The 13,977-nt window shown below is 42.4% G+C and carries 12 protein-coding genes; 4 read left to right on the forward strand and 8 right to left on the reverse strand.

The window, feature by feature from the left end:
- Window positions 1-180: 180 nt before the first annotated feature.
- Together H6G86_RS24425 and H6G86_RS24430 are read right to left on the reverse strand one after the other, a co-directional pair.
- Window positions 181-3,483: a type 2 lanthipeptide synthetase LanM family protein gene (locus H6G86_RS24425; RefSeq protein ID WP_190936497.1), complete on the reverse strand. Its 3,303-nt coding sequence runs from the start codon at window positions 3,481-3,483 to the stop codon at window positions 181-183.
- A 352-nt stretch (window positions 3,484-3,835) separates the two neighbouring features.
- Window positions 3,836-4,123, reverse strand: coding sequence for a Nif11-like leader peptide family natural product precursor (locus tag H6G86_RS24430; protein WP_190936498.1), 288 nt, complete (start codon window positions 4,121-4,123; stop codon window positions 3,836-3,838).
- 42 nt (window positions 4,124-4,165) lie between these two features.
- Here H6G86_RS24430 and H6G86_RS24435 point away from each other — a divergent pair, with 42 nt between their 5' ends.
- Window positions 4,166-4,537, forward strand: a complete 372-nt coding sequence (locus H6G86_RS24435; protein ID WP_190936499.1) for a hypothetical protein — start codon at window positions 4,166-4,168, stop codon at window positions 4,535-4,537.
- Between the two features lie 39 nt (window positions 4,538-4,576).
- On the opposite strand, the gene H6G86_RS24440 is transcribed toward H6G86_RS24435, so the two are convergent.
- The 5 genes from H6G86_RS24440 to H6G86_RS24460 form a co-directional block, all read right to left on the reverse strand.
- On the reverse strand, window positions 4,577-7,882 hold the full coding sequence (locus H6G86_RS24440) for a type 2 lanthipeptide synthetase LanM family protein (RefSeq protein ID WP_190936500.1): 3,306 nt from the start codon (window positions 7,880-7,882) through the stop codon (window positions 4,577-4,579).
- A 165-nt stretch (window positions 7,883-8,047) separates the two neighbouring features.
- Complete coding sequence (locus H6G86_RS24445) at window positions 8,048-8,323, reverse strand: Nif11-like leader peptide family natural product precursor (protein WP_190936501.1); 276 nt, start codon at window positions 8,321-8,323, stop codon at window positions 8,048-8,050.
- A gap of 187 nt (window positions 8,324-8,510) precedes the next feature.
- Entirely contained in the window at window positions 8,511-8,786 is a 276-nt protein-coding gene (locus H6G86_RS24450; RefSeq protein WP_190936502.1) for a Nif11-like leader peptide family natural product precursor, read from the reverse strand.
- Between the two features lie 560 nt (window positions 8,787-9,346).
- Complete coding sequence (locus H6G86_RS24455; protein ID WP_114082561.1) at window positions 9,347-9,721, reverse strand: response regulator; 375 nt, start codon at window positions 9,719-9,721, stop codon at window positions 9,347-9,349.
- 106 nt (window positions 9,722-9,827) lie between these two features.
- A complete protein-coding gene (locus H6G86_RS24460; RefSeq protein WP_190936503.1) occupies window positions 9,828-11,363 on the reverse strand; it encodes an ATP-binding response regulator in 1,536 nt (511 codons plus the stop codon).
- A gap of 205 nt (window positions 11,364-11,568) precedes the next feature.
- Here H6G86_RS24460 and H6G86_RS24465 point away from each other — a divergent pair, with 205 nt between their 5' ends.
- The 3 genes from H6G86_RS24465 (at window position 11,569) to H6G86_RS24475 (ending at window position 13,437) form a co-directional block, all read left to right on the forward strand.
- Window positions 11,569-12,021, forward strand: a complete 453-nt coding sequence (locus H6G86_RS24465) for a cupin domain-containing protein (protein ID WP_190936504.1) — start codon at window positions 11,569-11,571, stop codon at window positions 12,019-12,021.
- 117 nt (window positions 12,022-12,138) lie between these two features.
- Window positions 12,139-12,681, forward strand: a complete 543-nt coding sequence (locus H6G86_RS24470; protein ID WP_190936505.1) for a hypothetical protein — start codon at window positions 12,139-12,141, stop codon at window positions 12,679-12,681.
- Window positions 12,682-12,954: 273 nt separating this feature from the next.
- A complete protein-coding gene (locus H6G86_RS24475) occupies window positions 12,955-13,437 on the forward strand; it encodes a hypothetical protein (protein ID WP_190936506.1) in 483 nt (160 codons plus the stop codon).
- A 57-nt stretch (window positions 13,438-13,494) separates the two neighbouring features.
- Here H6G86_RS24475 and H6G86_RS24480 read toward each other — a convergent pair whose 3' ends face one another.
- Window positions 13,495-13,815, reverse strand: coding sequence for a hypothetical protein (locus H6G86_RS24480; protein ID WP_190936507.1), 321 nt, complete (start codon window positions 13,813-13,815; stop codon window positions 13,495-13,497).
- Between the last annotated feature and the right edge of the window lie 162 nt (window positions 13,816-13,977).

Genomic DNA, 13,977 nt, shown 5'->3' on the forward strand with positions numbered 1-13,977 from the left:
CTCAAGTCTTCTAGACCTTTAAGATTAAAGTGCGATCGGGGAGAACTAGGGGAGAGATTGCGAATCATATCATGTCCGCTTAATTAGTGATAATTCCCACATTTGTGCAAAAACTAGAAAATCCTCTTTTCGGCTGCTCCCTACGGTTTTAATAATAAGTCTTTCACCAAATACCTACTATTACTGCCACAACAACACTGAAGGCAGGTCATTAGTAGCTAAACGTAGCAAGGTGTAGCCAATACCAGCAGTTCCTTGGAAGAATCCAGGGTTAAATACCGAACTAGGTAAATTAGCAAACAGTTGATACCCCCCAGTTCGTTTAGCTCTAGTAACTACATTTGTTGCATTTTGGAGAGCAACCTGATACAAATCAGGGCAGGAATAGTGTTTGGCAGCAACTAACAATACCTCAACCCGACCTAAGTTTCCGCAACATACGTGATCGACGATTTGTAAGCCAACATTTTGTGTCGTTTGCAGAGCAATTTCAATCTCTTTTTGAATTTCTGGTTTATCTAGAATCTTTAAGTTACCCAAGCGAGCTAAACTAATTCCTGCTGCGCCATGACACCATGCACTAGGGAAAGCTGCTTGTCCTTGCTCAATTTTGAGAAAGTTAGGCCAGTTGCCATTAGACTGACAGAAGACACTGCGCTCATACTCGATCCCTGCCAATGCAGTTTCTAAATAATTCTGCTCTTGAGTTACGGTGTAGAGTTTAAGCAAAGCATAAGAAATTCCTGCTGCACCGTGGGAAAACCCAGCCAAAGGCTTTTCTCCAAGGGTCTGCCAGGCTTTAGGAGCGCCTTGGTAGCTGGTCTGCTGTGCGAGTAAATGCTCTCCGCAGGCGATCGCTTTATCTAAAACTTTCGCTTCTTTGGTTACTTCATATAAGGTTAGTAATCCCAAGATGGCTCCAGCTGAACCGCCAATGATATCTAGTTGTTTATCCGCACTAATCAATTCAAGTGTAATCAAGTCTGCTAGAGTTTGAGCATCCAGCAATAGGGTTTCATCTTCTATAAATTGGCTGACTTTGACAAGCGTATAGATTATCGATCCTAGTCCCGTTGCACCACCAATTCCTGTAAGTCGAGCAAATCGCTGCTGCGACTCCAAGTCAGAGGTATACATCACTGAACGCAAGGACTGTAGCGCTTGCAATGCTAAATTCCGAAATTTTTGCTGACCAACAACTTGATATAGGGCTGCAAAAAACAGGGCAATGCCGCAGCATCCGTCATAAAGGTTATGATTTAATACTTGTAGTTGAAAATGTTCAGCTTCTAAAACATATCCTAAGCCTATCCAATTGATACTACCATTGGGGTCTTGAAAGGCTCTGGTTTCTAGTTCAATTGCGATCGCTTCTGCTTCTTTGATCAGTTGCCCTTTTGTCAGCAATGGTAATGACTCGGCTTGCCATTTTTCAGGCTCTCCAGTTGAGGTTTGTGCTACTCTGGCGTAAAAAGACGCTTGAATAATTGCCACTTGTCGATTCAAGTCAATTTCATTCATGGTCTGCAACTGAGTCAGAGTGTGTTGGTAACTGGGTTGCTTGAAATAGCCCAAAACCAAGCCATTCACTCCAACACTGAGATCGCTACTAATTGTGCTGGCACTGAAGCAAGGAATATCTAATTGTTCCATAGCTTGCAGTTCCGCTTTCAAAATCGGCCATGCACTTGGTTTTTCTTGAGCGACGAGAAAGGCTTGGCTGAGTTGATCTAGTTCAATACTGTAATCAACCCCGTGCCGAAGATAATCAGGCAACCAAGTTGATTGCAAGATTGTGCCATAGATTTGAGTAGCGCGGAAAATAAAGCGTACTTGCTGCTCTTGCATGGCTGCTAGTGGACTATCACAAGCAAGTAAGACATCTTTGTGTGCCATGAGCAAGCGATACATCTGCTCAAAGCCAACAGCGATTTGTGTTTGATAATTGTCGGGAGATAAAGCAATATTGCCTAAGCGAGGAACATTCTTCTCAACAGGTAATGTTACAGACTCATAGCGCAAAGACATGTTGTCGGTATTAATTGAATGCCAGCGAGGAACTTTTGTCTGTGTTTGTTGAGTAATTGTGCTACCCAAACCACTAATATCGTAAGCAACACTGCGATCGCCACTAAAATCCCAACGTGGTAACATACCTGTACGCAACACGGAATTCCAAAACTGTTGTGCTGCTATTGTTGCAAACTCTTGGGCAGTAGGTGAGTTTTCAATGGGGTTGGCTTCGTGATGCAACAAAGCTTCCATGTCAATCAACACCAAATGTTCGCCACTGGCAATTAAGTTTTCATGGTGACAATCTGTCCCTCGCAGGGCATAAATTACACACAACAACATTCCGGCCCGTTGATAAAAGCGTGCAGCGGCGGCTTCATCCGTACAGGGCAAATGCTCAACATATTCCACCCAACCGTAGTTATCCCGGTTGAGTACCTGTACCACCTTGAAATCTAAAGTTTGAGTGTGTTGATTACACCAGTCCAAAAATCGATTAAAGGCAACCTCGACCCCTAAATCTTTAGGTTTATACACCAGTTTGGGTCCAGACTCGAATTTAAGGGAAATCACGGTTCTTCCTCCCTCGTGGAGGTCAGACAGGGAAGCATAGATTTCCGTAACTTTGCCTAAGCTAATGCTCGTTGAGCCAAACTTTTGCTGAATCTCTGCTTTATCCTGAGCCAGACGTTGCAGAAACTCACAAGAAGACTCTACCCAAAAATTGACTGCTGTTGCCACTAATCGGCCAAGAACTGGATATTTTTGAAAGAATTTCAGCAATCCATCTGCTAGCAGTTGATTAACAAACTTGGTGTAGTGCGTTTTATTGCCGTTATCTGTTGCCACTCCCAACAAGTTGAGCAAATTTCGACCAATAGGACGAACTAGGGAGAATTCAAAGTCTAGGGTCTTTGTGCAAAGCCTTGCAAGTTGTTGCAGTAGACTGCGTTCTAGAGAACTGTAAGCGGCTGCTGTCAGAATTGTTAAAGGAAGATAGTCTCCAGTAAATTGTAGACAACCAAGACGAGTTAGTAATTGCTGTCTAGCAACTTGGAGGGTTGGTAAGAGGACATCTTCAAAGGGGATGGGATTCTGTGGTTCAATCGGTAGAAATACTTCTTTTTCTGGAATAAATTCTCTAGCGGTTTCCATAATTTGCTGCAAAGTTTCTGCCCAGTCTGGCAACACTTGATTAGCAGCAAGCCGCACATTTCCTAATCGGGGACGAACAGTATTAAGGTCTAGTCCTTCCCACTGCAAGCGTTTGTGCAAGGTGTCCCACTTGTCATTTCCTACAACTTGGCACCAGCGCTCAAATCGGCGGTCAATCTGCTGTTCATTCTGCTCAACGTCAACCACAAATCTTTTTGAATCAAGGCGTTCCCACAGAAAGCTGGCATTGGCAACGATATTTTTTAGGTCGTCTGGTGTGATTTGCTGGAGGGAGTGAACAAGTTGTTGAATCATAGCTGGGATTTGCAACTATACGCTATATGTATATTGGATTTTGAACTTAATACAGATATGAATTCAATACTGCTTGGGTTTTGGATTTTAAACTGTAATTTGGTTTGAGGAAAAGGGTAAAGGTTAAAAGTTAAAAGTTAAAGGTTTTTCTGTCCCCTTTCCTCCAAAACCCGACAAGTATTGGATATGAATTATGGCGGCTCCCGAACGAATGAAACACACCAATAAATTTCCCCAACCCCCTGATGAGAGGAGAGAAGGGGAATTTTGCAGAGTCTCGGTGATTAACTCTGATGAAGCAACTTGTAAATTGAAGTAATTGCCCGCATCTGAGTCTGAGTTTGTGATGGTATTAACCGCCGCAACCTGCTGTACAATGCCAGTCGATGTTCGGGTTTGTATGGTTGGTGGTTGCCATCATGGCTCCACTTACACTGAGTAATTCTTCCTCAGTTAGTTCGTTAGATTTCACAAAGGTCAATTCTGCCAGCAATTGAGAGATACCTTCAGTTGTGAAATTGTAGCCTTTTTCTGCACAGGCGATCGCTAATAGTTTGATAGCTTCTGCCTGATTAGCTGCTGTTAATACTTGCTGTTGTAATTTTGCATTTTGAAGCAGTTCTTGGATTTGGTGTAGCATAAGTTTATTCCTCTTTTGTTGACTTAAACGGCAGAGAATATCTTGCTTGGTTTGTGCGGTATTCTCTGTTCTTCTGATTCAAATTTAAAGAGAAATAGGGTAAAAGTAGGGGAGATAGTTGCAATTGCGGAAAAATTTTCGGCGCAGTTCAATAGAGGGCATAGTATATTTTTTGCCTCGCGCAAAGGCAAGGTAGCACGTGCGGGGGTTTCCCTCGTTGTTCGCCTTGGTCTCCAACAGGAGAAGGAACTGGCGTGGTTTCCCCCGTTGAAGAGAATGGCACGCAAAGAAGAGCGTGAAAAGAACGACTTTTGCCAGAAGTCTATTCATTCAGCAGGCATCAATGCCACAGAACACAAATACAGAGGTACCCTATTAGCATCAAGTGAGCTAACAGGGCGTAGTCAAAAGTGATTTTTCGTAAACTTTACAGTTAATATGCAAACGACAAGCTCAATCCCATAATAGTATTGAAGGCAAGTCATTATTAGCCAGACGCAAAAACTCATAACCAATTCCCGCCGTACCCCGGAATAAACTCGGATGAAATACGGAACTAGGTAAATTAGTAAACATTTGGTATGCTCCAGTTTGCTTGGCTCTAGCTACGACATTCGCAGCATTCTGGAGTGCTATTTGATGCCAATCAGAGCGAGAGCAACGTTGAGCGCCAACTAACAACACCTCAATCCGACCTAAGTTGCCACAGCATAGGTGGTCGCTGTCTTGTAAGCTGTAATTTTGGGTAGTTTGCAAAGCAATTTCAATCTCCTGTTCAATTTCAAGGGAATCGATAACTCCCAAGCTGCCCAAGCGTCCTAAACCAATGCCAGTTGCACCGTGACACCATCTCACTGGAAAGCCCGGTGGTTGATTCATCTCTGCACTGCGAAAATCAGGCCAGTTACCTTGGGATTCACAAAAGACACTGCGTTCATACTCAATACCTGCCAGTGCAGCTTCGTAGTAATCTTGATTTTGAGTAACTGTGTAAAGTCGCAGCAAAGCATAAGAAATTCCTGCTGTTCCGTGAGAGAAACCAGTTAAGGGTTGTTCGCCAAGAGTCTGCCAAGCTTTGGGAGCGCCTTTATAGCTGACCTGGCGAGAAAGTAAATGTTGTCCGCAGGCGATCGCCTTTTCTAAAACGGTTGCATCTTTTGTGACTTCATACAGGCATAACAGCCCTAAAATAGCTCCAGCCGCTCCGCTCATGATATCCAATTTTTTATCGGCAGCAATCAATTCAGGTGTCATCCACTCTGCTAATGCTTGAGCATCTGCCAATAGCGTTTCATCGTTGAGGAATTGGCTTACTTTCACGAAGGCATAGATTAGAGAACCCAAACCCGCTCCCCCACCGATTCCCATCAAGCGACCCATACGTTGCTGAGATTCTAAGTCAAAAGTCTGGATTTGCCGACGCAAGGGTTGTAATGTCCTCAATGCTAAATCGCGCGAGCGTGGCTCCCCGGCTACCTTATTGAGTGCAGCAAGAAATAAGGCAACCCCAGAACGTCCATCATAAAGACCGGAGCCTAATACTTGCAGTCGGAATCGTTCTGCTTCGGGTACATAACTTAAGCCAATCCAGTTGATACTACCATCAGGATCGGGAATGGCTGTCTTTTCGAGCGCATTAGCGATCGCTGTAGCCTCTTCTATCAATTGAACCGAACTAAGCAACGGTGCAGATTCAACGTCCCATTGCTCACTTTCTTCACTGGAGGTTTGTGCTAACTTGGCGTGGAATGAGCCTTGAATAATCGCTATTTGTCTGGCAAGGTCAGTTTCACTCATTGCCTGCAACTGCCTCAAGACATGGTGATAACTGGGTTGTTTAAAATAGTGCGGAATAGATAAATCATCACTCACACTCAATTCATCACTAGCAGCGTTAGCTGTGAAGAAAGGAATGTCTAATTGTTCCATCGCCCGTAATTCCGCACTCAAAATATGCCAAGCATTAGGTTTTTCCTGAGCGACCAGAAAAGCACAACTGAGGCGTTCGAGTTCGATGCTGTAGTCTATCCCGTCTTTGAGGTAATCCGATGTCCAAATTTTTTGCAGGATGAGGCTGTAGACGCGAGTGGGGCGAAAAACAAAACGCACCTGTTGCTTCCCCATCACAGTTAAAGGACTCTTTGGTTGAAGCAGTATATCCTTGTTGTCCATCAGAAAATGATACATCTGCTCAAACCCCGCAGCAATTTGTGCTTGATAATCATTGGGAGAAAGGGCAATTTCACCTATGTAGGGCACATTTTTCTGAATGGGTAAGGTGATAAACTCATAGCCCAAGTGCATTTCGTCGGTATTAACTAGTCCCCAGCGCGGTACTTTCTGAGGAGCTTGCTGAGGGTCAGTACTGCCCAAACCACTAACATCATACGCAACACGGCGATCGCTGCTAAAATCCCAACGGGGTAAAAGCCCACTACGGAGTACAGAGTTTCCAAGTTGCTGTTCGGCGTTGCCCTCAGATTCTTGCATATCTGGTGAATTTTCAATCAGATTCGCTTCATGATGCAGTAAAGTTTCTGTGTCAATCAGCACCAAATGTTCACCACTAGCAATCAAATTTTCGTGGTGGCAATCTGTGCCCCGTAGGGTATAAAGCACACATAACAGCATCCCCGCTCGTTGATAAAAGCGCTCCGCAGCAGCTTCATCCATACAAGCTTGATGTTCAACATATTCTACCCAACCGTAGTTATTCCGGTTAAGCACTTGGATAACTTTAAAATCCAAAAGCTGGCTGTATTGATTGCACCAATCTAGAAATTGGTTGAAACTAACTTCCAGACCCAAATCTTTGGGTTTATAAACTAGTTTGAGTCCCGACTCAAATGTGAGCAAAATAACGGTTCTTCCTTGTTTGTGAGGGTCAGATAAGGAAGTTTTTATTTCAGCAACTTTACCTAAATAATCTGGTTGCTCAGACCCAGATTCTCCAAAAATTTGTTGAATATCTTCTTTGTCTTCAGCCAGACGTTGCAAGAACTCGGCAGTGAAATCAACCCAAAAGTTGACTGCGGTTGCCACTAATCGACCGAGAACTGGATATTTGCAAAAGAATCCCATCAATCCATCTTGTAGAAGTTGATTGACAAACTTATTGTAGTGAGTCTTAGTTTTTTCAGTTTCTGTTTCTAGTCCCAAGAAGTTGAGTAAGTTTTGACCAAATGGACGAGCCTGAGAAAATTCAAAATGTAGTGTTTTAGTGCAAAAATTCGCCAGCCGTTGCAGCAAACTCCGTTCCAAATTACGGTAAGCAGTTTCTGTTAAAAGTAATTGGGGAAGGTGTTCTTCAACTCGATTCAAAAGTTCTAGTCTGGCGACTTTAATAATAGGTAGAAAAATATCTTCAAAGGGAATAGGATTTTCTGAGTCGGTCGGCAGAAATGTTTCTAATTCAGGCTGAAATTCTGTTGCTGTTTGAATAATTTGTTGTAATGTTTCTGCCCATTTTGGCAACGGCTGACCAGCATTAAACTCTACTGTTCCCAATTGAGGGCGAATTGTATCGAAGTCTAAGCCTTCCCACTGTAGACGTTTTTGTAGAGTATTCCAATTACCTTGTGCTACGACTTGACACCAGCGTTCCAGGCGATGGCCAATCTTTTGTTCATTAAGCAAACCAGCAGCGATCGCAAATTGTTTTGTATTGAGGCGTTCCCAAAGAAAACTGGCTTTAGTAACTATGGTTGCTAAGTCGGGTAGACGAATCTGCTGGGAAGATTGAACAAATAGTTGAGACATGGCTGAACTTTTTAAGGTGGTGGTTAAGCAATACTTCTCGGTTTTTGCATTTTCAACTCGGAATCAAGTTTGGGGAAAAGGGTAAGGGTTAAAGGTTTTTTCTTTCCCTTTTTGCCCTTAACCTTCCCCAGTCTCCAATCCCTGGCTCGCGCTTGTTTATTTGGTTTATCTAGTTGGACAGTCGTTACAACATGACATGTGTACGTGTGTGTCGGCGGGGACTCCTCCACTAACACTGAGTAACTCTTCTTCACTCAGTTCGTTGGAGTCCATAAAGGTCAATTCTGCTAGCATTTGAGAGATAGCTTCAACTGTGAAGTTATAACCTTTCTCTGCACTAGCGATCGCTAACACTTTAATAGCTTCTGCTTGGTTAGCTGTTGTTTTTACTTGCTGTTGTAATTGGGCGTTTTGAAGTAGTTCTTTGATTTGGTGTAACATAACCTATATCCTCTGTTTTTTTGACTCATTAGACCACAGAGATTTTATGCTTGTTTTGGGCAATGTTCTCTGCTTTTTTGTTTTAAATTTAGTAAGGGATTGCTGAGTGGCAAAATCAAGCAGAGTAATCTTTTACTTCTCCAGTCCTCACTCCTCATAATCCCTGACTCGTGCTTGTTTATTTGGTTTATCTAGTTGGACAGTCGTTACAACATGACATGTGTACGTGTGTATCGGCAGCGACTCCTCCACTAACACTGAGTAACTCTTCTTCACTCAGTTCGTTAGAGTCCACAAAGGTCAATTCTGCTAGCATTTGAGAGATAGCTTCAACTGTGAAGTTATAACCTTTCTCTGCACTAGCGATCGCTAACACTTTAATAGCTTCTGCTTGGTTAGCTGTTGCTTTTACTTGCTGTTGTAATTGGGCGTTTTGCAGTAATTCTTTAATTTGGTGTAACATCCGTCTTATCCTCCGTTTTTGTTGACTTATCTAAACCGCAGAGATTCTACACTTGTTTTGTGCGGTGTTCTCTGCTCTTCTGATTTGAATGTAGAGAAGAATCGGGGAGAAGTAGGGGAGATAGTTGCAATAGCAGAAAAATTTTTTGGCGTTGCTGATTAGATATATGGATCTTGGTGTAGAGACGTTGCATTGCAACGTCTCTACAAGAGTTTTGAAATCACGCAAAATCATTTTCATACCTGAATTCAGCAACGCCAATTTTTGGGTGGAAAATAATTGACGACATGGGAACTGAATCTTAGCCCTAACTGTGTAACCAGAGCTAGAGCCTCTATAACGACGAGTTGAAAGGATTATGAATCTAATAGGACTTACGTACAGGTAATGGAAAACGTAGACACGTTCGCGTAGCGTCTCGTAGAGAAGTGGCTTGCCACAGGCTACCACGGAGGACGCAGAGAAGCCAGTGCGTTGGGCGGGTTCCCCGACTTGTAGCAACTGGCGCGACACTGAGGAATGAGAGTTTGAGAAGGTTTTTGCGTCAGTCCTATCTAAAACTAAAGGGCAACCAGTACTTCATTGATTTGCTCTGCTAGTTTCAATGGACGGAAAGGCTTGGCAAAAATAGCAGCAACATCCATATCAGTAAAACTCTCTCGATCTGATTGCTGGAGTTTAGCTGTTAATAAAATTACTGGAATTTTCTTAGTGGCGGGGTTAGCTTTCAGTTGTTGCAGAGTTGCACGCCCATCCATATCAGGCATCATCATATCTAGGAGGATGACATCTGGTTTATGGGTAGCAGCTACCTTCAAAGCTTCCTGACCAGAACTTGCTGTCAATACATTCCAGCCAGCAGCCATTTCTAATCCCAACTTGGCGATCGCCCGCACATCTTCTTCATCATCAACAATCAAGATATTTCTGTTCATAATGGCACTCTTGCAAAATATATGTGCTGATTTGCTTGATCGCTATTGAGCTATTCTAAAGCCAGATCGGGGAAAATTAGGGAAGAATTAAGCTGTTAGAAGCAGTTTATTGCACTGGTAAAGGTAGCAGTACATAAAAGGTGCTACCTTCACCTAAAGTGCTTTGAACCCAGATTTTGCCATCATGTTGCTGGATGATATCTCGACAAATAGCCAGTCCTAAACCTGTTCCTCCTTTGTTGCGGGAGTCGGATGCATCCACCTGCTGAAAGCGCTCGAAAATTATTTGTAATTTATCTTCAGGAATTCCTCGCCCTTGATCTTGGATAGTAATCAAAAGGTATTTGGGTAATAAAGGCGCATTTTCTTGAGGCTCAACGCCTTGGGATTCTGAGAGAGTGGCACTTATATACACCGTGTCTCCTGGTTCAGAAAACTTAATAGCGTTGCTCAGTAAATTAGTCAGGGTTTGCAGCAGGCGATCGGGATCTGCCCAAAGTTCAACTTCTACAGGATTTATAATCAATTTAACTTGGAATTGATCTGCCATTGCTTGCATCGCTTCTGTGGCAGTAGTTATCAAGTCTGCGGCGTTGTACTTCATCTTCCGCGTGAAGATTTTGCCCGATTTCATCCGCTCTAAATCGAGAATATCGTTCACTAAACGAATTAGGCGTTCAGTATTAGTGGTGGCAATGCTCAGAACTTTTTGGCCTTGTTCATTTAGAGTTCCCAGTTGTTCTGAACCCAATAAATCTAATGCTCCCATTGTGGAAGTTAAAGGTGTACGCAATTCATGACTGACTAAAGAGATAAATTCGTTTTCTAGACGTTTGCGTTCGGTGATGTCATTGGCAATTAATAAAGCACACGGTACTCCAGCTAAGTCAATCAATTCGAGAGATATCAGTACAGTTTTGAGTTCTGCATACTTAGTCGAAAATTCAAATTCTAGATTGTATAGTGACCCAGTTTCTGGTAGAAGTTGAATTGTTTGAGCGATCGCGACTGTGTTTTTACCCAAATTAAGTTCAGTGGCAGTATTGCCAATCACTTCGTCTAGAGAGTAGCCGCTCATCTTCAAAAAACTGGGATTGACATCAATAAAACGAGCATCTGAGACTGTAGCGATCGCGATCGGATTGGGACTAGAGCGAAAAACTTTAGCAAACTTCTCTTCTGCTTTGGCGCGATCGCGAATTTCCTGCTGCAACCGTTCATTTTGGGCTTGGAGTTGTTGTTGCAGTTTCCAAATCGTTAAGTGATTTTCAATTCGAGCTAAAACCTCTTCTAGTTGAAAAGGCTTAGTGATATAGTCCACTCCCCCTACTGCAAAAGCCTTCACCTTATCTAGCACATCACCCAAAGCGCTGATAAAAATTACCGGAATTTCACGAGTGCGATCGCTTGCTTTCAAATGTTCGCAGACTTCATACCCATTCATTTCAGGCATATTTACATCCAGCAAAATTAGGTCGGGGGGAACTGCATTTGCGCCTCGTAAACCCGTAGAACCCTTAGTTACACTCCGAACTTTATATCCCTGTTCCGTCAACATGGCAGATAAAAGGTTCAGGTTTTCTGGCGTGTCATCAATCACCAGTATGTCTGCTTTAGGAAAGTTAAGCGGCTCTTTAGGCATGGCAATATCGACTTTAGCCAGAATAGGCTACTAATGATTTCTAGAAATTGTAACCTTAGTCCTAGGTCTTAATAATCGTTTACAAAAAAAATTCCAATTACCCATTTATCTACCCTAGTTCTCCCCGATTAATTTCTAATCTAAAAAGTATCAAATCAAATTTGTAGATAACACCTACCAAATTGCACAGTACGGAGTAACTTGTATGCAAACTTCAACCATGCGTAAACCAATTATTCTTGCACCAGGAGAAGGTAATCAATTTTCAATTATGGGTGGACAATTTACAACCAAAGCAACTGGTGAAGAGACAAATCAAGCTTGGAAAATTTATGAAATTACAGATACACAAGAAAATGGCCCACCACTGCACACTCACCCTTGGGAAGAGGCATTTTATATTCTCGAAGGGGAATTAGACATCCAAGTTGGTACAGAAACAATTTTGGCATCATCTGGCTTTTTTGTTAACATTCCTCATAATGCACCACACGCCTTCAAGATTCGTTCTGCTACTGCTAAATTTCTGGTTTTAATTGCACCTCAAGGTGCGAAGAACTTTTATGAAGAAATGGGTCAAGTCGCAGATAGTCCATCGCCAAACATGGAAAAAATACAGCCTCTTTTGAACAAATATGGATTGCAATTTCTGGCGTGAATCTTTCGTTTGGATGTAGGGCGTACAGCTAGCTAGTACGCCCTTACGGAGAAAAGCTATACATAAACACGCAGAATTTGCATTTGTTGATAAATAAATCTATTTCTAGAAAGCAATATGTACTCAATAACAAAACCAAAAGCTGCTCAACTTTTAACTACTAGTGCGTTGAGTTTGGGACTCATCGCTAGCCTTGTTTTTTACCCAAGCGCGAGTCAAGCAGGTAAAAATGATGCTGGAGTACCTGCCGAACTCCAGGGCGAGTGGCGGTACGGTCGAATCTCATCTATTCAATACCAAGACAGTTACACAGGTCGGCCAGCAGCCCCAAATGGTTCAAGCGATCAATTTCAACTCGCATCTAACGGAAACTACAAGCGAAATCGGCTGCTTCAAATCACCACTTACAACTGTGCATCTAATCTCTTCATAGAAGAAAAAGGCAAAGTTAAGATTGAAGGTCAACGCCTGACTTTCCAACCTAGCGATAGCACATCCAAAGGGCAAATCTGCAATAGTGGGCGCACCTACTCCAGCCGCAATTCGGCAAAGGCTGAGACTTACGATTGGTCGATTGAGACGAATGAATACGGGCAGCAAGTTCTACTGCTTGCAACCCCCGATGGCAAGGGTCTAGCTCACTATGGGCGACCTCAATAGATATCTGTTTAAAAACAATGTAGAGATGCGAAAGCGAGTAGTGAAGCCCAGCCCAGTCTAATTTCGCGTCTCTACAATAAACCCAATACATCTTGCAATACGGTTCGGATAAGGTTTTTCGATGACACGCCCTAGATCACAAAGACGCGATAAATCGTCGTCTCTCGCCTTAACCGAACTCTATTGCAATACATCTTGGATTATCCATTTTTCTCTCCCCTAGTTCTCCCCGATTGTTTTCTAATCTATAAAATATCGAACTGAGGTTATCCCATGATTCACCATATTTCAATTGCTGTTAAAAACCCCAGCCATGTTGCTCAAGTTCTCGCGGAAATCTTAAAAGCACAAGCTGTTCCATTTCCTCCTAACCCAGGAAGCTATATGGTTATACCTTTTGATGAATACGGTACAGCCATTGAACTCTATCCTTTAGGCTCTCAAATTGAACCTGGTAAAAATGATGAAGAATGCGTATTTGTCCGTACTGCAATTACTTCTATGTATACAGATATTCATGCAGCTATTTCTGTACCCATCAGCCAAAAAGAAATTGAACAAATCGGTGTCCGTGAAGATTGGCGTGTAGTGCGCTGTAACCGCGATTCTTTCTTTGATGTGATTGAGTTTTGGGTGGAAAACAGATTAATGATTGAATTGCTAACACCAGAAATGGCATCTCAATATTTGAAATTTGCCACTCAGCAAGAAAATCTGAAATATTTTGTGGCAGAACCAGCTTTAGCAACAACTTGATAAATATCTATCGAACAGAATTCAGGAGTCAGAAGTCAGAATTCAGTTGGGTATTCTCTACAACTGGTGGATAGCGTTAGCGAGTATTCGTTCGCACAGCGTCTCGTAGAGAGCGTCGCGTCTTGATTCTGACTCCTGAATTCGTTTATTCAAAGAAGTTGTAGTTACTAAAACTTCTTCGTTAGTAACTCCAGAAGGAGTTGTAGTTACTAAAACTTCTCCGTTAGTAACTCCAGAAGGAGTTGTAGCTACTAAAACTTCTCCGTTAGTAACTCCAGAAGGAGTTGTAGCTACTAAAACTTCTCCGTTAGTAACTCCAGAAGGAGTTGTAGCCACTAAAACTTCTTCGTTAGTAGCTCCAGAAGGAGTTGTAGCCACTAAAACTTGTTAATTAATAAGTCAAAAAAGAATTTTATTAACTAAAACTTATTTTTTACTTATCATTCAATGACTTTTTATAATTAAAAAATTTATTTAATACAAAATTGGTTTTACTTATCAAATATGCGATCGCACAATCAAAGAGAATATTAACAGGCG

It is taken from the genome of Nostoc sp. FACHB-133, from assembly GCF_014698055.1.
Taxonomy (GTDB): domain Bacteria; phylum Cyanobacteriota; class Cyanobacteriia; order Cyanobacteriales; family Nostocaceae; genus Nostoc.